Source organism: Cupriavidus sp. 09_S30 (genome assembly GCF_056930435.1).
Window position 1 is genome coordinate 1,097,527 of the sequence record NZ_JBXOWI010000002.1, and the last position, 18,161, is coordinate 1,115,687.

Here is an 18,161-nt window from a genome sequence, read left to right on the forward strand (position 1 = left end):
GTGTGCTCGCCCGGCGGCGCGTGCAATCCAGCAACTTCGTGCTACCATTAACCGGACGGACGACCGTATGTATAAATTCAATCGGAGACACAGTCATGGGCTTCCCCGAAGACGCCGCGCCGTTTTGCCCCATAGAGGCTCAACCATGGACCGAGGTTGAGCAACTGCAGGATCGCTTGCTGCAGGATCAGGTGCAGTACCTGGTGGAACACTCGGAGTTCTATCGGCGCAAGCTCGCTGAAGCGGGAATCAATGCCAGCAGCATTCGCGGCGTAGCCGATCTGCAGGCCGTGCCGTTCACCTACAAGCAGGAACTGCGAGAGAGTCTGAAAGCCCGGCCCTTGCTCGGGCTTCATCAGGCAGCAAGGACGGGGGACATTGTCCAGATCCAGGCGTCATCCGGAACGACTGGCAGTCCTGCCTATGTTGGGCTGACTTCATCGGATCGAGCGGCCTGGGCAGAGGTCACCGCGCGCGGTCTCTATGCTTGTGGCGTACGGCAGGGAGACTTCGTTTTGCATGCCTTCTCGATGAGCAAGGGATTTGTCGGCGGGATCCCGATCTACCAGGGAGTCGAGCGCATCGGTGCCGTCGACATTCCTATCGGGGCGGACGGCGGCGCAGACCGGTTGTTGATCGCCGCCCGCGACGCCCGGCCGCGCTGCGTCGTCGGCACGCCGAACTACTTGCTGCACCTGGCCAATATCGCCAAGGACATCATCGGAATACCCGCAAGCGAACTGGGCGTCGAGCGACTGATCGTGGGCGGGGAGCCCGGCGGGGGTAACCCCGCCATACGGGACGCGCTCGAGAAATCCTGGGGTGCCAAATGCTGTGAGTTGATGGGAGGGACTGATCTCGGGTGTGTCTATTGGGCGGAATCCGATGATCAGAAGGGCATGTACTTTGTCGGGCCCGACCACATCCTCGCTGAGCTGGTCGATCCGGAGACGGGCGCCAGGCTGCCTTGGGAAGTCGGCGTGAGAGGGGAGCTGGTCTACACGTCCCTCCAGCGCCAGGCCTCCCCCGTGCTGCGCTTCCGGTCCGGGGATCATGTCGTCGTCACGGCGGTCGGCGGACCGGGTGGCCGCACGGCGCCAGCGATCCGCTGCTTCGGCAGGACCGACGACATGTTGATCGTCCGTGGCGTGAACATCTTTCCTTCCGCCATCCAGGACATCGTGTCCGCCATGGCGCCAACCGTCGCGGGCGTGGTGCGTGTGCTGGCGGACTTCGAAGGCCACACCACCCAGGAAAACCTCAAGCTCCTGGTGGAGCGCGCCCCCGGGCAGAGGCCGGCAGACGACGCCGTGGTTGCCGCGCAGGTCGAAGCCCGTGTGCGCAACGCGCTCTCGGTGAAGGTCGAGGTGCGCATGGTACGGCATGGCGTCTTTGTGGAGCCGGGCGCGCAGAAGACGCAACTGACCTTGCGGCGGATGCCGAACCTCGACGAATGAACAGCGGATGGAGAGCGCAGTGGAACTCAAAGACTCAGAGATAAACGAGCAGTCGTACCAAGGCCTGTTGCAGGAGCTGTTGGCTGCGCGCGATGCTGCCTGGATGGGCGGCGGCGTCGAGACGCGCAAGAAGCACGTCGATCGGGGCCGCCTGCTGGTGCGTGACCGCATCGAGCTGTTGCTGGATGACGGTTCGCCATTCCTGGAAATCGGTGAATTGGCCGGCGAAGGAATGTATGAGGGCGTGGCGCCAGGCGCTGGGATGGTGACCGGTGTGGGCCTGATCCAGGGCCGGGCTTGCATGGTCATCGCCAACGACCCCACGGTCAAGGGCGGAACCTACTTCGGCATGACGTGCAAGAAGCATGTGCGGGCGCAGCGCTTCGCCTGGCAGCATCGGCTGCCGTGCGTGACGTTGGTCGACAGTGGCGGTGCCTTCCTGCCCGACCAGGCCAATATATTCCCCGATGAAGGCCTGTTCGGCAGCATCTTCCATAACCAGGTCGGCATGTCCGCGGATGGAATCGCGCAGATCGCCGTCGTGCTGGGTGCCTGTACGGCAGGCGGCGCGTATATCCCGGCCCTGTGCGACGAGATCGTGATCGTCCGGGGGAAGGGCTATATGTTCCTCGGCGGGCCCCAGCTGGTCCAGGCGGCGACGGGGGAAGTCGTCGATGCCGAAAGTCTCGGTGGCGCCGACATGCACGGCCGCGTCAGTGGGGTCACGGATCATATCGCCGAGGATGACGGCCACGCACTGGCCATCGCGCGACGCCTGGTGGGGGAGCTGCCACCGATGCCGCCGCCGCTGCGAGAGCGCATCCCGACACAGGCGCCGTTGCGCCCGATCGATGACATCTACCGGCTCGTCAGTGCGAACCCCAAGAAGCCCACGCCAACCCGTGAAGTGCTGAAGTGCTTGCTGGATGGCGGTGCATTGGCCGAGTTCAAGGCGGAATACGGCTCCACCCTGATCACGGGCTTTGCCCGTATCGGCGGCTGGCAGGTGGGGGTATTGGCCAACGACGGCGTGCTCTTCACGGAGAGTGCCATCAAGGCGACCCATTTCATCGACCTGTGCTGCAAGCGCGATATCCCGCTGCTGTTCCTGGCCGACGTCTCTGGCTTCATGGTCGGCACGCAGGCCGAGCAAGGCGGGATTGCCAAGGCCGGGGCACGGTTCATCACGGCCATGAGCTCGGCCAAGGTGCCGAAGTTTACCGTGATCACCGGCGGTTCCTACGGCGCGGGCAATCTCGCCATGTGCGGCCGCGCATTCCAGCCCAACGCCATGTTCATGTGGCCAAACGGACGTGCGGCAATCATGGGGCCAGAGCAGGCGGCCACCACCTTGGCGATGGTAAAGCGCCAGAACCTGAGCGCGAAAGGGCAGGCATGGAGCGCTGACGAGGAAGAAGAATTCAAGTCCCCCATCAGGGAGCAGTACGAGACGTTTGCGTCGGCAAGGAACTTTGCGCGCCACCTTTGGGTGGACGGCATTCTGGACCCGGCGGAAACCCGCGACGCCCTGACCCTGCTCTTGGATCTTGCCGCGCGAGTTCCAGCCGACCCGACCCGTTTTGGTGTCTTCCGTATGTGAGGCCGTGATGTTCAACAAAGTACTGATTGCAAATCGTGGCGAGATTGCATGCAGGATCGCCAGATCCCTGCGTCGCATGGGCGTGGCCGTCGCCACCGTGCACTCGACCGCCGATGCCGAGGCATTGCACGTGCGAGAGATCGGCGAGTCGATCGCGATCGGGGACGCGCCGGCGCAGTCCAGCTACCTCAATGTCGCGGCCGTCATCGACGCAGCGCGGCGAGTCGGTGCGGATGCCATCCATCCGGGATTCGGCTTCCTGTCCGAAAATGCCGCCTTCGCCAGGGCTTGCGCTGCGGCCAGCATCACGTTCATCGGCCCGTTTCCCGAGACGCTGGACCTGTTCGGCGACAAGGCCGCGGCGAAGCAGCTGGCGCAGCATCTGGGCATCCCGACTGCGGGCGGACTGCTCGTGCCCAGTGAGAACATTGCCGAAGTCCTGGCATGCGTGCGTTCGATGGAGATGCCCTGCATCGTAAAAGCCGTCGCCGGTGGCGGCGGCAAGGGAATGCGCGTCATCAGGCGTCCTGAGGAAGCCGAAGAGGCCATTTCCGCCGCCATCCGGGAAGGCCGGTCGTCCTTCGGGGATGGCCGGGTCATCGTCGAGCGCTACCTGTCGCATCCGAGGCATATCGAGGTCCAGATTCTCGGTGACGGGCGTGGCGAGGTAATGCATCTCTTCGATCGGGAGTGCACCCTCCAGCGCCGCCACCAGAAGGTGGTGGAAGAGGCGCCGGTCAGCAGTATCTCGGCGGCGCTGAGGCAGCAGTTGTGGCGGCATGCAGTCGAATTGGGCCGTGCTGCCAACTATCTTGGCCTCGGTACTGTCGAATTCGCGGTGACCGACAACGCGGCAGTGTTCCTGGAGGTGAATCCTCGACTCCAGGTAGAACACCCTGTCACGGAGTCGGTCCTGGGCCTGGATCTGGTCGAATGGCAGATGCGCACCGTTCATGATCGGCAGTTGCCGGCGGAGCGAAGCCTGCTTGCGGAACCACAGGGGGTCGCCATCCAGGCGCGACTCTACGCGGAAGACCCGGCACAGGGGTTCCTGCCATCGACAGGGCGTGTCGAGGTGTTCCGTCCCTGCGCATCCGTGCGTATGGATGCCGGCGTGGCGGCAGGCTGCGACATCAGTCCGCACTACGATCCGATGATCGCCAAGCTCATTGCGTTCGACCAGTCACGCAGCGGCGCGCTCAGGAAATTGCGTGAGGCACTGAACGAGGTCACCGTGCTCGGCGTCGTCAGCAATCGCGCCTTTCTGCTCGAGCTCCTGGCGGATCCGCTGGTCGAGAGCAACGCCGTCAGCACGGAAACGATCGATCGGTGGCTGGCGGACAAGGGAAAGCCGATCGAGCCAAGCAAGTACGTCGCTGCGCTGATGGCGATCTGGCGGAAGAGCGTCGGTGGGCCGGCCGCCCATCTTGGGGCTTGGGGCGACCATCAGGTCACGGGATGGCGCTTGCGGCGCGGTCAACCACAAACGCCCCACGTGGTGCCGCGCTACGAAGTGAGCACGCCGACGCAACGCTGGCAGGTCGGATTCGGCTCGGGTTCGGCCGGGCCAATGTCCGCGGTGTCGGTATCGGTCGGCGCGCAGATGCACTGGGTGGGAGCCCCCCAGCCGCTGGGGGGCAGTTCCTACTTGGTCGCCGTGGACGGTGAATCCCTGTCCGTCAGTGCCTTCTGCCAGGCCGATCGCGCCTTTGCCAGCATTGGCGAGTCCCAGCTTGCCATCGATATCCAGGCCCTGCACACGCCGACCGGAAAATCCAGGGCAGGGGAGTCGGGCACTGTGCTCGCGCCGATGATGGGACTCCTGATCGGCGTCCACGCGCAGGAAGGCCAGCGCGTCTGCGTCGGCGACAAGCTCGCAACGCTGGAGTCCATGAAGATGGAGATGCCGATCACCGCACCTGCCGACGGAGAGGTAGTTTGGACGGGTTGCGCCTTGGGAGACAAGGTGGAGCGCAACCAGGAGATCTTCCGTATTGCTTCCATCGCCTGAGGTAGCCGCCATGACCGATTTGCCCAAGCGGGTTGAGATACACGAGGAAGGGCCGCGTGAAGGCTTCCAGATCGAGCCGCCGGGGTTCTCCCTGGCGGATCGCGCCGCACTGGTCGAGGCATTGGCCGATGCCGGTCTCTCCCACATCCAGGTCGCATCATTCGTGAACCCGGTGCGGGTGCCCCAGATGGCCGATGCGGCAGAGCTCTTCGGCATGATCCGAAAGCGGGAGGGAGTCCGCTATTCCGCGCTCTGGCTGAACGAGAAGGGATTTGAGCGCGCACGCTCGGTGCCTGAGGTCGACATCGACGGCTCACTGTACTTCTATGCTTCGGACGCGTTCAGCAGGCTCAACAATGGTGCGTCGGCCCGGGAGCACAACGAGAAACAGATCCATTGGATTCAGCGCTATCGGGAGTGCGGTGTCGAAGTCGGCACTGCCTACATCATGACCGCGTTCGGCTGCAATTTCGAGGGTGAGATCTCGGAACAGCGTCTGGCTCAGGCCTTGAATCTCATCAAGGCCATCGAGGGAGATGGCGGAATCCATCTCGAGCGTGTCTACCTGGCCGACACCGTCGGATGGGCGAATCCCATGGCCGTTCGCCGGCGTATCGACCTGGTGCGCGAAACATTCCCGGGCATCCGGGTGGGCATGCACCTGCACGACACCCGTGGGGTCGGAATGGCGAACGCTTTGGCGGCGCTGCAAAGTGGGGTCGACCTGTTCGATGCCTCGGTCGCGGGATTGGGCGGCTGCCCATTCAGCGGTCATGCGGAAGGGGGAGCTGCCGGCAATATCTGCACGGAGGAGCTGGTTTTCATGTGCCACGAAATGGGCATCGAAACCGGTGTCGACCTGGAAAGGCTGGTGACCGCCGCGAAGTTCGCTGAGCGCCTGATCGGCAGGCGCCTCGACGGACGCCTGATGCATAGCGGTTCTCTTTCGTCGTACCGAAGTTGACGGGCAATAGCGGGAGGCGGGGGGGGGGCGGGAGTTGCGCTGGCGGTGCAATGCGCATCCTCTCTTCCTTCTTGCGGCAGTGGGAAATGCAGCAATATAACCGGACGGACGTACGCTTGATAATGGTAGGATGGCATCGGGCCAGGTTGCCATAGCCCGGATGCTTGCGAAGGAAGGAAGAACCCAAGAAGAACAGAGGAGACCGGAGCATGTTTGCAAACTTCACCAGTGATCAGTGGGTAGCGCTGCACGCCGCGCGACAGGCGTCAAAAGTCGCATTGCAGGATGAGCGCCTATCCCTCAGCTACGCTCAACTCAACGAGCTGGTAGGACGACGCGCCACGCTTCTCGCGGAAGCGGGTGTCAAGAGTGGCGACGCCGTGGGGCTTTTGGGCTCTCCCACCCTGGAGTGGGTGGTGGCGTATCTGGCCGTGTCGCGCGCCGGTGGAACGCCCGTGGGACTGAACTACCGCGAAACCCCGCAGTGCGTCGCGGACCAGATGCGCAACGCCAATGCGGGATTCGTCTTTCACGACGAAGCGCGGCGTGCCCACGTCCGCGATCTCGATGTGGTCCGCATGACTTTGGAAACGGTGCTGCAGGTGCCAGCGGACACCCGCAAAACGAGGGAGAGACCGGATGATGGTTCGGACATCGGCGTCATTCTTTACACCGGTGGCACGACCGGCAGTTCCAAAGGCGTCGAGCTGACGCACGAAAACCTCCTGTGGAACGTACTCAACGAGATTACGGCGGGCGACCTGACCCCGGACGACAACTTCCTGATCGCGACCGCATTGCATCACTCGGCCGCGCTCAATACCTGGCTGTTGCCGCACCTGTATCTGGGAGCAACGGCAACCATGATGGGAGACTTCGAGCCAAGACGCTGGATCGATCTCATGCAGCGGTTCAAGGTCACCAACACCTTCACGCCGCCAACGATGATCCGCCAGATCCTGGACGAGACGCGTCCCGGGGATGATTGGAGCAGCTTCACCAAGTGGTTCTCCGGCGCTGGCCTCCTGGCACGCGGCGATCGCGAAGAGATGAAGGCCCTCTGTCCTGGTTTGCGCATCTATTACCAGTACGGACTCACTGAAGCGGGCCCTATCGTCACATGCCAACGGCCCGATGAGTATGAGCTCAATCCACGTTCGATAGGACGTGTCGTTCGCCACTTCCAAGTCAGGATCCTGAACAGCGAAGGCGGGGAGGCCTCGGTGGGGGAGGTGGGCGAGCTGGTGGTGCGCGGGCCCTCGGTGATGAGGGGCTATTTCCGCCAGCCGGAGGCGACCGGGAAGGTACTGCGGGACGGTTGGTTGCACACCGGCGACCTGGTGACGCAGGACGAGCATGGCTGCCTGACATTCCATGATCGCGCGAAGGACATGATCAAGACGGGCGGACTGAACGTCTTCAGCCAGGAAGTCGAGTCCGTGCTGGCGGTGCATCCCTTGGTGTCCGAGGTAGCTGTCATCGGTCTGCCGGATCCCAAGTGGGGCGAGCGCGTGGTAGCCGTGGTCAGCCTGAAGATGGGCGCGCAGGCGAGCGAGCAGGAGATCGTGGACCATTGCCGGCAACGGCTGGCGGGATATCAGTTGCCGAAACAAGTCATCTTCATGCCGGTCAGCGAGGTACCGAAAAACTACCTCGGAAAGACATTGAAGCGCGAGCTGAGAGAGCAACTGCGGGGCAGTGCGGCGGCCTGAGCGGTCCGTCATATGTGGCGCGCCCCGTCCAGCACGGGGCGCCGAATCCAGAAAGGCTGAGAGATGACATTCGCGAGTGAATCCGAGGAACTGCTGCAGGCACTGAGGGACACAGTGCGCCGGTTTGCGCAGGCCGAGATTGCGCCATTGGCACGCAAGATCGATGCGGAAGACTGGTTTGCACGAGACTTGTGGCCCAAGCTGGGCGCGCTGGGGGTGCTGGGGCCGACTGTGGCGGAGGAATATGGCGGCGCAGGATTGGGCTATCTTGCCCATGCAGTGATCTCCGAAGAAATCTCCCGGGTCTCGGGTTCAGTCGGCATTTCCTATATTGCTCACTCCAATCTTTGCGTCAACCAGATCCACCTTCATGGAACGGATGAGCAGAAGCGGCGCTTCCTGCCGGAGCTGCTGACTGGTCAAGCCGTCGGTGCGCTGGCGATGAGCGAGGCCGGCGCCGGCTCGGATGTCGTCTCGATGACGCTGCGGGCGAGCCTGGATGGTGGCGTCTATCGGCTGAACGGCACCAAGCTCTGGACCACCAACGGGTGGCATGCCGATACCTATGTCGTATACGCCAAGACGGAACCGGAGGCGGGCAAAGCCGGCATCACCGCGTTCATCGTCAAGCGCGACAGTCCGGGGTTCGCCGTGCGCCAGCGCATGGATAAGCTGGGCATGCGTGGATCGGGGACATGCGAGCTGGTGTTCGAGGATACGCCGGTGCCCGTCGACCAGGTGCTCGGAACCGTAAACCACGGCGTCCGCGTGCTGATGCGGGGCCTGGACTATGAGCGGCTGATTGCCTCTTCCGCTTGTGTCGGCTTCATGCAGGCCGCGCTCGACATGGTCTTGCCCTATGTGTCCCAGCGCCGTCAGTTCGGGCAGGCGATCGGGGAGTTCCAGCTGATCCAGGCCAAGCTCGCCGACATGTACACGCGGCTGAACGGCTGCAGATCGTACCTGCACACGATGGCGGCCAAAGCGGATCAGGGGCAGGCCCTGCGCAAGGAAGCCGCCAGCGTGATCCTGCTTGCGGCGGAGTCGGCAACCCAGTCTGCCTTGGACGCTATCCAGTGCCTGGGAGGCAATGGCTACGTCAACGACTATGACGCCGGCCGTTTGCTGCGCGATGCGAAGCTCTATGAAATCGGAGCTGGTACCTCCGAGATACGGCGCGTACTGATTGGCCGGGAACTGATGCGGGAAGCCATCGGCTGACAACGATTCGGGGGGCACGCCCCCTGATGTCATCAAAGGCTGGTTTAGCCACGCGGAGCAGCCGACCTTCTGCCCGCCGATTCTCAGGATTCCGCGGGCTTCGCTCGCTTTCCTCGGGGCGCGCTGGCGCGCTTCTCGACCGGCCGTGTCGATGAAGACTTGCCCTTGGCGCCCGGCGCCGGAGCGGGGGCGACACTGGTCATCTTCATGACCAGGTCTTCATAGATGCGGATCAAACGCGCTTGGCTCAGGCGACCGTCGCTCTTGTACCACGTGCATACGCCAGTCAGCATGGAGAGCATGGCGTATGTCGTGACGCGCACGTCTTCCAAGGTCCAGATGCCGCTCTTCTGCCCCGCGACGAGAATTGCCTGCAGATAATCCTCGTATTGCCTGCGCAGGCCGACGACCCGTTCGTACTGGGCGCTGGAGAGACTGCGCAGCTCCATATTGCCAATGAAGACTTCTTCCTTGCGCGCCGTGTGCCATTCAATGTGGAACTTCACGAAGCGCTGCAGGCGTTCCTCAGGACTCTCGATGCCGATCATCCTCGCATGGAGATCGGTCAGCAGCTCCTGCAGGATCTCTTCCAGCAAATTGGCCAGGAACTCCTGCTTCTGTGGAATGTAGTTGTACAGCGAGCCGACGCGCAGATTGACGTCTGCCGCCAGGTCGCGCAGATTCATCGCCTCAAAGCCGTACTGGTAGATCCGGGCAATCGCAGCCTTGCGAATGGAGCGCATCGTGTCGGCGCCACTGACGCCAGCAGGTCTTGCCATTTATTTGATTCCTTTTCCGCGATGTCACTCGGGCATGGTGGAATTATAAAAGATGAGGCTTGTTCCCTCTATCCAGTCCACTGCGTCATTCGAAAACCCCCCGTTCGACAGCGCCTCGAGTCCGCTTGCGCCATGCGCCTGGCAATTGCGGGCGCTGCCGGGCTGCGCAGGCAAGGCCCCTCGTTCCACTGATGCGCGGGTGGCATGACGTCCTTCGTGCGGCCTCCGGCATTTAACCGTACGTACGTCCGTAAGGTTGTGTATGATGCGTCCTCATGGAAACCGTGATCTGCTCTCGCCCCCGCCCTGGCGTGCTGGAAGTACGCCTGAATCGACCCAAGGCCAAGAACGCCTTCGACCATGCGATGCTTGCGCGAATACGCGAGACCTTCCTGGCTGCGGCATCGGATGACAGCGTGCGTATCGTCGTGTTGCTCGGCAATGGAACGCATTTCTGCGCAGGCGGAGATATCGCCTGGATGAAGGATGTGTTGGCAGCAGGGCCTGATGAGAAACGGGGATTTGCGGAGGACATTGCCCAGATGTACCAAGCGGTCTATCAGCTTCCGAAGCCACTGGTGATGAGGGTCCAGGGGGCTGCAATGGGCGGCGGGCTTGGCTTGGTGTGTTGTGCCGATGTGGTGGTGGCAGAAGAGAGGGCGCGATTCGCCTTGAGTGAGACGCGCATCGGCATCGTTCCTGCGGCCATCTCGCCTTACCTGGTGGGCGCGATCGGTGCGCGCCAAGCCTCTCAGTTGGCGCTTCGAGGTGCCTCGATCGGGGCCGGGGAAGCGTTGGAGTTGGGGCTCATCACACACGTAGCGCCGGATGCGCAAGACGAGGAAATCGTGCGCAAGGTGATAGAAGAACTGCTCTGCGCGGCACCGGACGCACAGAGGCAAGCCAAGGCCCTGTTTCGTGAAGTTTCCGCTCAGAAAGCTGACGACAGCGCCTGCGCAACGGCAGTTGGCGCGCTCGTGCGGGCATGGTCAGCGCCTGAGGCGCTCGAGGGATTCGAGGCCTTCCTCCAGAGAAGGGCAGCGCCGTGGTTGACCCGTTGACTTCCAAAGGACTGAAAATGAACGATGCCGCATCCAATGCATATGACGCCGGCGCGGACGGATTGCTCGTCAGCAAGCCACGCCCAGGCGTGGCCTTGGTCACGATCGACCGTCCCGGGCAGATGAATGCCATCGATCCGCAGTTGAATGCGGCGCTGGAGCGGGCAGTACACCGCTTGGGCGCAGATCCGGCAATCCGATGCATCGTGATGACCGGAGCAGGCGACCGCGCCTTCTGCGCAGGCGCGCATATCCCCACGCTATTGCCCTTCCTGGCAGAGAACCTGCAGCAGGGCAGGGACGATCCGCAATTTGCCGGGGTGACGCATCGCGCCCCAGCGGGAAAGCCGTTGATCGCCGCCATCAATGGCGTTGCGCTCGGTGGTGGCCTGGAACTGGCGCTCGCCTGCGATATCAGAATCGCGTCCCACACCGCACGCTTCGGCTTGCCGGAGATTACGGTGGGCGTGCTGGCCGGGGCCGGCGGATGCACGCGTCTGCCCCGATCGATCCCGCCCGCGCTGGCGGCGGAAATGATCCTGACCGGAAAGCCCATCGACGCTGAGCGCGCCTTCAAGAGCGGCTTGATAAGCCAGGTCTTGCCCCCGGATGAACTCTTGAATGCGGCTCTCGATCTGGCGGAAACCATTGCATCGCGTGCGCCTCACGCAGTTCGCGCTTGCACGGAATTGCTGCGCCGCCAGGGGCGGCAGGACTTGAGCAACGCGCTCGCAGAGGAACGCCAAGCATTCGCAGGCGTATTGGCTACGCAAGATGCGCAAGAAGGAATTCAAGCCTTCCTGCAGAAGCGAGCGCCTCGGTTTGTCGATGCCTGAGGCAAGCCTCAGCGACGTCCGTCACTGAGTGCAACGACACCTTCACCTTCCCTTCCGGGTAACCCCTAGTTCCTATGCGAAAAACCGTCGCGTAGTTTACTGACTAGTCAGTAAGGACGATTGGCCAGAGGACCTATCCGCTGGCACTAAATACGGGAGCGTGGAGATGGACGAAAACAGGCGGGCGGCGCTTTATCGCAGGGTCGTGGAAGCTGCGGAAGCCAGGCGTTCGGATGCGGATGCTGCCGGTGGCCAAGTCCCGGTCGCGAACTACCTGGATGCGGAGCGGCTGAAAGGCGAGGTCGCCCTGATGCGCAGATACCCGCAGCCGCTGCTGTCATCATCGTCGCTGCCCCAGGCAGGCGACTGGGTGTCGCTGACCTACGGGGGCACACCGTTGCTGCTGGTCCGGCAGGAGTCCGGCGAGGTCCAGGCTTTTCTCAATGTGTGCCGCCACAGAGGTGCAAGGGTGGTACCGGAAGGATCCGGGCACCGGGCCAGCGCCTTTGTCTGTCCATACCATGCCTGGACCTATCGGCCCGATGGCGCCTTGCGCGGCGTACCGCAGGCGACGGGGTTTCCCAATCTGGAGCCTGAGAAATGTGGCTTGAAGCGTCTCCCGGTCTCCGAGCGTATCGGCCTGATCTGGGTGACGCTGGATGGGGGGGAGCATAGCGCCGACCCCGGCGCCTCGCATGGCGCCTTGATGGACGAATTGGAAACCTATGCGGGTTTGAAGAACGCAGTCGGCTACGCGCCACGGGCGTACGAGGTGCGGGCAAACTGGAAGTTGCTGGTGGACGGCGTATTCGAAGCGTACCACTTCAAAGTCGCACATAGAGGTACGATCGCCCACCTGTTTGCCGACAATCTGCAGTTGGTGGATGAATACGATGAGGTCAATCGCAGGCTATATCTGGTGAAAAGAAAGTTCCTCGAGGAGAAGCCGACTCTCGAGGAATTCGAGCCCAGGAAGTACGCCAACATTACCCATTTCTTTTTTCCCAATGTCACCATCCTGCTGCAGCCGGATCACGCACAGCTAAGCGTGCTTGAGCCCCTGTCGGAGGAATCGACACGTATCCACGAGATAACACTGCTGCCGGAGACGCCGAGCAGCGAGAAGGCGGAGAAATACTGGAATGCCAACGTCGAGCTCTACCGCGAGACCTTGGGAGAGGATTACGCTTTGGCGGAGTCCATTCAATCCGGCCTGCTATCGGGCGCGAATAGCAAATTGACTTTCGGGAATTTCGAGTTCAGTGCCGTTCGATTCCATGGGCAGCTGCAGGAAAGATTGAAGGGTATCTAGGCTGCCTGGTTGATCGTGGATTCATAATAAGAAGGAGGAGATGTGCGATATTCGACCATCCTGGATGTCCTGCGTGCCAATTCGGAAAAAGAAGACAAGGTACTCTTCAAGTCGGCGGGGCAGCGCCTATCGTTCAGTGAACTCGAAAGGAATTCCAATCGGATCGCCGTGGCCCTGGCCGCCATGGGTGTCGGATCGAACGATCGGATCGCGGTGCTGAGTAAAGACCAGGCAGCCTGCCTTCATCTTCTCTTCGGTGCCATGAAGACGGGGGCTGTGTGCGTTCCGGTGAATTGGCGGCTCAGCGCTGATGAGATCTCTTATGTCTTGCAAGACTCCTGCGCCAAGGTGGTCTTCGTAGATCAGGAGTTTCTGGAGAAATCCCGCCCAGCAGCCGTGGCCCTGAACATCAAGTTGCTATTGATCGACGGCACAGATGGCGAGCATGAACACTACGCCGGCTGGTACACACGGCATGGCGAGCAATGGACAATTCGGCCATTCCAGAGCTTGGATCCTGCCTTGCATCTCTATTCGTCGGGCACGACGGGGAAGCCCAAGGGCGTTGTCCTGACGCACCGCGGCCTGATGTCGGCGTGCCGGGTGACCGTCAACGCCTGGGGGCTGAACGAGGCATCCGTGGTTGGCCACGCATTGCCCACCTTCCACATCGCTGGTGTTCTGCTGATGCTCTTTCCGGTGTTTGCCGGGTGTACCTGCGTAGCCTTCAGGGAGTTCGACCCCAAGAGTTATTTGAGTGCGTTGGAGGATGAGCGCATCAGCCATGTCCTGGTTGTGCCCGCGATCATCAGTTTCTTGCTCCAGCATGCAGAGGCGAGGCAGGGGGACTACTCACACCTTAGATTGATGGCCTATGCGGGGTCTCCGATTACCGATACGGTGCTCAGGAAGGCAATCGATGTTTTCCAGTGCGAGTTTTCGCAGATCTACGGGCTGACCGAGGTAACAGGCGTGGTGACGACGCTCAGTCCGCAGGACCATCGCCAGGGTGCCGAGCTGTTGCGTTCAGCCGGCAAGCCACTGCCTGGGGTTGAGCTGCGCATCGTCGATCCGGTCTCGCTGGAGGAGTTGGATGAGAGCGGAGTGGGAGAGGTCTGGATTCGGAGCGAGAGGAACCTGCAGAGTTACTGGAGGCGAGACGATGCAACCCGGGAAGCGTTTCCCGAAGGGGTCGACGAGAAGGGCGGCTGGTTCCGCTCGGGGGATGCGGGATATCTGCGGGGCGGCTATCTTTACCTGAGCGACAGGATCAAGGATATGATCATCTCCGGCGGCGAGAACATCTACCCGATCGAGGTTGAGAATGCGATGATGAAGCATGAGGGGGTAGCGGACTGCGCTGTTTTCGGCGTGCCCGATCCTCTTTGGGGCGAGGCGGTCAAGGCTTGCGTGGTTCTGAAGCAGGGCGCAAGTGCGACCGCAGATGACCTGATCAATTTCACGCGCAGCCTGATTGCGCATTACAAGTGCCCGAAGAGCGTGGATTTTGTCAGTGCGCTGCCGAGAACCGAGTCCGGAAAGTTAATGAAGCGGGTTCTGCGGGCGCCTTATTGGAATGGGAATGAGCGGGCGATCAATTGAGAAATCCAGCAATCGTTGTGAAGTCGAGGGCGGGGCCTTGTCCCGCCGGGACATGATCATCGAGCGGGCCGAGGAGAATTTCGCGAAATTCGGCTTTCAAGGCGGTTCGCTTTCCGCCGTTGCGCGCGAAAGCGGGATTTCGAATCCGGCTCTTTTGCATTACTTCCCGAGCAAGGAGAGCTTGTATCAGGCTGTCCTGGAAAAGCAGGCTCACGACCTCTCCAGGCACATGGACATTGCGCATGGGGCCGCCAAGCCGACGCGGGAGCGACTGCGCGATTTTATCCGCCTGCAGATCGACTGGATGCGCGTTAACCCGAACGGCTACAAGCTGATCACGCGGGAGTTGCTGGACAATCCGGAACGCATCCGGTCCGCGCACAACCGGCCGCTGGAAGCCTTTTTGCACGGCAGCCTTGCACTGATAGACGAGGCGAGAGCTGAAGGTGTCATCGCCCCCGTACTTTCCGGGGTGCTGGTGTTGTCGATCATCTTGGGGGCATTGAACTACGCCAAGATCGTCAGGCCCACCCTGGAGAGAGCGTTCGATGACGGCTTGCTGAAGGACGACGATGACTGGATGGGCGCCATGGCGGACGAGGTGCTGCAACTTGTCACCTCCGGCGGGCTGTAGGCACAGGGCGCCGTCCGTGATCGCACTGAAGTGCTGCGCGGGATTCGGTCCCCGGGCCGGGTCGTGATGCACTACAAGCAAAGGTATTCCAATCGGGTGCACGGCGGGCAGTCGTAAGTATCCTTCGCCATGCGCGCAGCACCTCAGGAGCCTTGCACATGAGCACGGTTGCCTACAACGCCAGGTCGACGGCCCTCCTGTTCGTCGATCCGTACAACGACTTCCTGTCGGACGGTGGCAAGGTCTGGCCCTTCATCAAGGACATCGCCGAGGAAGTGGGGCTGCTGGACAATCTCCACGCCATTACCCGTGCGGTTCGCGCCGCCGGCATCCAGGTCGCCATCGTGCCGCATCGCCGCTGGCGCCCGGGTGACTACGAAGGCTGGTGCTACCCGAGTCCGAGCCAGCGGAAGATCATGCAAGGCCATCATTTCGCAGCCGGCGAATGGGGCGGCGATTGGCATCCCGACTTTGCCCCGCAAGCGGGCGACATCGTCGCGCAGGAACACTGGGGCTCGAGCGGCTTCGCCAACACGGACCTCGATTTGCAGCTCAAGCAGCATGGCATCACGCATGTGATCGTCGTGGGCCTGCTGGCCAACACCTGCATCGAGGCCACTGCGCGCTATGCGCAGGAACTGGGCTATCACGTCACGCTGGTCAAGGACGCCACCGCAGCATTCAGGCGCGAGATGATGCATGCGGCCCACGAACTGAACGGCCCGACGTTCGCCCACAGCATCGTCGACACACGCGAGCTGGTCGCGGCGATCCCGAAAGCCTGAGCGGTGCGGATGTCGCCAATGCACCGAGACAGGCTTTGCCCTTGACGATGCTTCGTTCGGGAAAAGAGCGAGCTGCGACACACAGGAGTTTCGATATGGCCAAGAGCAGTGACGCGACGATCGGAAAGATGTATCTGGAAGATCTCTCTGAAGGCATGGTGTTTGAAAGCGCCGAGTACACGCTCGATGCCACCCAGATCCAGGCGTTCGCACGCAGCTTCGATCCGCAGCCCTTCCACCTGGGCGAGGCCTCCGCGCGCGATTCTTTCTTCGGCGGGCTCGCGGCAAGCGGCTGGCACACTGCGGCCATCACGATGAAGTTGATCGTGGAAAGCCTGCCGCTGGCGGGCGGCGTCATCGGTGCGGGCGGCGAGATTTCCTGGCCGCGTCCCACCCGGCCAGGCGACATCCTGCGCGTGGCCAGTACGATTGTCAGTGTCGCGCCGTCGAAATCCAAACCTGACCGGGGCATCGTGACAGTACAGAGCGAAACGCAGAACCAGCATGGCGACGTATGCCAGCGTTTGGTGGCGCGCCTTGTCGTATTCAGGCGTACAGGCTGATATCGGTGCAGATACAAAAAAGGCCGGCAATATTGCCGGCCAAGCGTCCTTGATCCCGTGATAAGTCAAGGTCGATATGATCTGTGGCGCCGGCCCGCCCGGACGGGCAGGCCGGTTCACTTGCCAATGCGGATCAGAAGCGGTGGCGCACGCCGATCATCGCGCCGGTCTGGTTCTGGCCCGGCAGCGTGTTGGCGGTATTGGTCACGCCGAAGGTCGCGTTGCCGTGGTTTTTCACGTAGCCCAGCAGCAGGTAGGCATCAGTGCGCTTGGAGAAGGCGTAGTCGGCGTTCAGCACGAACATCATCGAATCGTTGCTGTCGGTGCGGGCGTCCGTATAGTAGGCCGCGCCGGTCAGCGAGAAGGCCGGCGTGAACTTGTACTGCGCGCCAGCCCAGTACAGGTTGTCGTGGCGGGCGGTGCCCGTCGTGACTTCGTCGCGCATCCAGCGGTAGCCGGCGAACAGCTTGGCGCTGCCGAAGGCGTAGGAGGCACCGATGGCGGCGCGCTTGGCGGAGAGATCCGCGGTTGCCAGGGTGCTGCCCTGGTACTGGTCATAGGCAGCGCCCACCGAGAACGGGCCGCTCGAGTAGGCCAGGCCACCGCCGAAGTTCTGGCCGACGCGGAAGGCGCCCGGCACTTCGCCGCCGAGGCCCGAGGTGACATCACGGCCCGTGCTGTAGAAGCCGGTCGCGGTCAGGCCGCCGAAGGTGCCCGTGTACTTGATGGCGTTGTCGGCACGCCCGTTGAACTGGTTGTCGACGGAGTTCAGCGAGTAGATGGGACCGGCGGCCATCGGGTCGTACGCGCCGAACAGGTCATAGAGCGAGTTCTGCTGGCGACCGAGCGTGATGGCGCCGAAATTACCCTGCAGGCCGACGTAGGCTTGGCGGCCGAACAGGCGGCTGCCCTGGCCCGATTTGCCGGTATCGATATCGAAGCCACTCTCGAGCACGAAGACGCCCTTCAGGTTATTCCCAAGGTCCTCGACGCCGCGCAGGCCCCAGCGCGAACCGGACATGCCGCCGGAGCTGACGCCATACGCCGAGCCGCCTTGGCCGGGGGCCCGCTGAACGTGGTTCTGAAAGCTGATACCGGCGTCAGCCACACCGTAGAGCGTCACGCTGGACGAGGACGATTGGGCAAAAGCGGCACCCGACATCGCGCCAGCGGCGGCAGTCAGTGCAAGGAGAGTTTTTTTCATTCTCTGTCCGGATACTGTTTGAGCAAATAGGATTCCTGCGGCCAGGGCGTGTGGAGGCTGGCTCACCAGCTGAACTGCCCTTGCCGACTCGGGGCGATACTAAGGCACTTATGTGACACCTATGAGACAACAGTACGGAAATAAAAATGATAACTATCGCGTACACAGAAATAATGGCGTGCCCAGGCCATGGCGCATGGCCCGGGGCGGCTGATGCAAGCGGGTGCGTTCGCAGCGTCAGGGGCAACGACGGGTAAGCACGCTTCGATCTAGGCTGGCGGGGACGATGCGGCCAGCCACAGCGGATCGCGGTGCAAGGCGAAGGGTTGCCTGATGGAAGGCCGGGTTGCCGCCGGGATGGCGCATGGACGGCCCGGATGGCGCGCCGTGCCGGACGTGTGAGTCCGCCCGGCCGGGCCG

15 protein-coding genes are annotated in these 18,161 nt (G+C 62.4%); 13 read left to right on the forward strand and 2 right to left on the reverse strand.

Translation table 11 applies throughout. The features are described 5' to 3' along the window. Window positions 1-95 precede the first annotated feature (95 nt). From AC1Z3O_RS25065 to AC1Z3O_RS25090, 6 genes are all read left to right on the forward strand, one after another. Window positions 96-1,457 carry a phenylacetate--CoA ligase family protein gene (locus AC1Z3O_RS25065; protein WP_483518561.1) on the forward strand — a complete coding sequence of 454 codons (1,362 nt, stop codon included), beginning with the start codon at window positions 96-98 and terminating at the stop codon, window positions 1,455-1,457. Between the two features lie 7 nt (window positions 1,458-1,464). Beyond that, window positions 1,465-3,057: an acyl-CoA carboxylase subunit beta gene (locus AC1Z3O_RS25070; RefSeq protein ID WP_483518562.1), complete on the forward strand. Its 1,593-nt coding sequence runs from the start codon at window positions 1,465-1,467 to the stop codon at window positions 3,055-3,057. A gap of 7 nt (window positions 3,058-3,064) precedes the next feature. Then, entirely contained in the window at window positions 3,065-5,068 is a 2,004-nt protein-coding gene (locus AC1Z3O_RS25075) for an acetyl/propionyl/methylcrotonyl-CoA carboxylase subunit alpha (RefSeq protein ID WP_483518563.1), read from the forward strand. Between the two features lie 10 nt (window positions 5,069-5,078). Continuing rightward, entirely contained in the window at window positions 5,079-6,032 is a 954-nt protein-coding gene (locus tag AC1Z3O_RS25080) for a hydroxymethylglutaryl-CoA lyase (protein WP_483518564.1), read from the forward strand. 209 nt (window positions 6,033-6,241) lie between these two features. Then, window positions 6,242-7,744 carry a class I adenylate-forming enzyme family protein gene (locus AC1Z3O_RS25085; RefSeq protein ID WP_483518565.1) on the forward strand — a complete coding sequence of 501 codons (1,503 nt, stop codon included), beginning with the start codon at window positions 6,242-6,244 and terminating at the stop codon, window positions 7,742-7,744. Between the two features lie 63 nt (window positions 7,745-7,807). Then, window positions 7,808-8,965, forward strand: a complete 1,158-nt coding sequence (locus AC1Z3O_RS25090; RefSeq protein ID WP_483518566.1) for an acyl-CoA dehydrogenase family protein — start codon at window positions 7,808-7,810, stop codon at window positions 8,963-8,965. Between the two features lie 83 nt (window positions 8,966-9,048). On the opposite strand, the gene AC1Z3O_RS25095 is transcribed toward AC1Z3O_RS25090, so the two are convergent. Continuing rightward, a complete protein-coding gene (locus AC1Z3O_RS25095; RefSeq protein WP_483518567.1) occupies window positions 9,049-9,708 on the reverse strand; it encodes a TetR/AcrR family transcriptional regulator in 660 nt (219 codons plus the stop codon). A 311-nt stretch (window positions 9,709-10,019) separates the two neighbouring features. On the opposite strand from AC1Z3O_RS25095, the gene AC1Z3O_RS25100 reads away from it, so the two are divergent. The 7 genes from AC1Z3O_RS25100 to AC1Z3O_RS25130 all read left to right on the forward strand — a co-directional run bounded on the left by AC1Z3O_RS25100 (window position 10,020) and on the right by AC1Z3O_RS25130 (window position 16,537). After that, window positions 10,020-10,805 (forward strand): enoyl-CoA hydratase-related protein, encoded by a 786-nt coding sequence (locus tag AC1Z3O_RS25100; protein ID WP_483518569.1) that lies wholly within the window; start codon window positions 10,020-10,022, stop codon window positions 10,803-10,805. Between the two features lie 17 nt (window positions 10,806-10,822). Then, window positions 10,823-11,641, forward strand: coding sequence for an enoyl-CoA hydratase/isomerase family protein (locus AC1Z3O_RS25105; RefSeq protein WP_483518571.1), 819 nt, complete (start codon window positions 10,823-10,825; stop codon window positions 11,639-11,641). A 166-nt stretch (window positions 11,642-11,807) separates the two neighbouring features. Beyond that, the gene (locus tag AC1Z3O_RS25110; RefSeq protein WP_483518573.1) at window positions 11,808-12,953 is read left to right on the forward strand and encodes an aromatic ring-hydroxylating oxygenase subunit alpha; all 1,146 of its coding nucleotides are present in this window, start codon (window positions 11,808-11,810) and stop codon (window positions 12,951-12,953) included. Window positions 12,954-12,995: 42 nt separating this feature from the next. After that, window positions 12,996-14,555, forward strand: coding sequence for a long-chain-fatty-acid--CoA ligase (locus AC1Z3O_RS25115; protein ID WP_483518575.1), 1,560 nt, complete (start codon window positions 12,996-12,998; stop codon window positions 14,553-14,555). Beyond that, on the forward strand, window positions 14,536-15,189 hold the full coding sequence (locus tag AC1Z3O_RS25120) for a TetR/AcrR family transcriptional regulator (RefSeq protein WP_483518577.1): 654 nt from the start codon (window positions 14,536-14,538) through the stop codon (window positions 15,187-15,189). The genes AC1Z3O_RS25115 and AC1Z3O_RS25120 overlap by 20 nt, the downstream gene beginning before the upstream one ends. A 158-nt stretch (window positions 15,190-15,347) precedes the next feature. Then, window positions 15,348-15,974, forward strand: a complete 627-nt coding sequence (locus AC1Z3O_RS25125; RefSeq protein WP_483518579.1) for a cysteine hydrolase family protein — start codon at window positions 15,348-15,350, stop codon at window positions 15,972-15,974. Between the two features lie 95 nt (window positions 15,975-16,069). After that, window positions 16,070-16,537: a MaoC family dehydratase gene (locus AC1Z3O_RS25130; RefSeq protein ID WP_483518581.1), complete on the forward strand. Its 468-nt coding sequence runs from the start codon at window positions 16,070-16,072 to the stop codon at window positions 16,535-16,537. A gap of 133 nt (window positions 16,538-16,670) precedes the next feature. Here AC1Z3O_RS25130 and AC1Z3O_RS25135 read toward each other — a convergent pair whose 3' ends face one another. Then, window positions 16,671-17,741, reverse strand: a complete 1,071-nt coding sequence (locus tag AC1Z3O_RS25135; RefSeq protein ID WP_483518583.1) for a porin — start codon at window positions 17,739-17,741, stop codon at window positions 16,671-16,673. Between the last annotated feature and the right edge of the window lie 420 nt (window positions 17,742-18,161).

Excerpts from the sequence above, each read along its gene's own strand:
- AC1Z3O_RS25065 (WP_483518561.1), top strand. The coding sequence starts at position 96 with ATGGGCTTCCCCGAAGACGCCGCGCCGTTTTGCCCCATAGAGGCTCAA.
- AC1Z3O_RS25070 (WP_483518562.1), top strand. The coding sequence starts at position 1,465 with ATGGAGAGCGCAGTGGAACTCAAAGACTCAGAGATAAACGAGCAGTCG.
- AC1Z3O_RS25075 (WP_483518563.1), top strand. The coding sequence starts at position 3,065 with ATGTTCAACAAAGTACTGATTGCAAATCGTGGCGAGATTGCATGCAGG.
- AC1Z3O_RS25080 (WP_483518564.1), top strand. The coding sequence starts at position 5,079 with ATGACCGATTTGCCCAAGCGGGTTGAGATACACGAGGAAGGGCCGCGT.
- AC1Z3O_RS25085 (WP_483518565.1), top strand. The coding sequence starts at position 6,242 with ATGTTTGCAAACTTCACCAGTGATCAGTGGGTAGCGCTGCACGCCGCG.
- AC1Z3O_RS25090 (WP_483518566.1), top strand. The coding sequence starts at position 7,808 with ATGACATTCGCGAGTGAATCCGAGGAACTGCTGCAGGCACTGAGGGAC.
- AC1Z3O_RS25095 (WP_483518567.1), bottom strand. The coding sequence starts at position 9,708 with ATGCGCTCCATTCGCAAGGCTGCGATTGCCCGGATCTACCAGTACGGC.
- AC1Z3O_RS25100 (WP_483518569.1), top strand. The coding sequence starts at position 10,020 with ATGGAAACCGTGATCTGCTCTCGCCCCCGCCCTGGCGTGCTGGAAGTA.
- AC1Z3O_RS25105 (WP_483518571.1), top strand. The coding sequence starts at position 10,823 with ATGAACGATGCCGCATCCAATGCATATGACGCCGGCGCGGACGGATTG.
- AC1Z3O_RS25110 (WP_483518573.1), top strand. The coding sequence starts at position 11,808 with ATGGACGAAAACAGGCGGGCGGCGCTTTATCGCAGGGTCGTGGAAGCT.
- AC1Z3O_RS25120 (WP_483518577.1), top strand. The coding sequence starts at position 14,536 with ATGAGCGGGCGATCAATTGAGAAATCCAGCAATCGTTGTGAAGTCGAG.
- AC1Z3O_RS25125 (WP_483518579.1), top strand. The coding sequence starts at position 15,348 with ATGAGCACGGTTGCCTACAACGCCAGGTCGACGGCCCTCCTGTTCGTC.
- AC1Z3O_RS25130 (WP_483518581.1), top strand. The coding sequence starts at position 16,070 with ATGGCCAAGAGCAGTGACGCGACGATCGGAAAGATGTATCTGGAAGAT.
- AC1Z3O_RS25135 (WP_483518583.1), bottom strand. The coding sequence starts at position 17,741 with ATGAAAAAAACTCTCCTTGCACTGACTGCCGCCGCTGGCGCGATGTCG.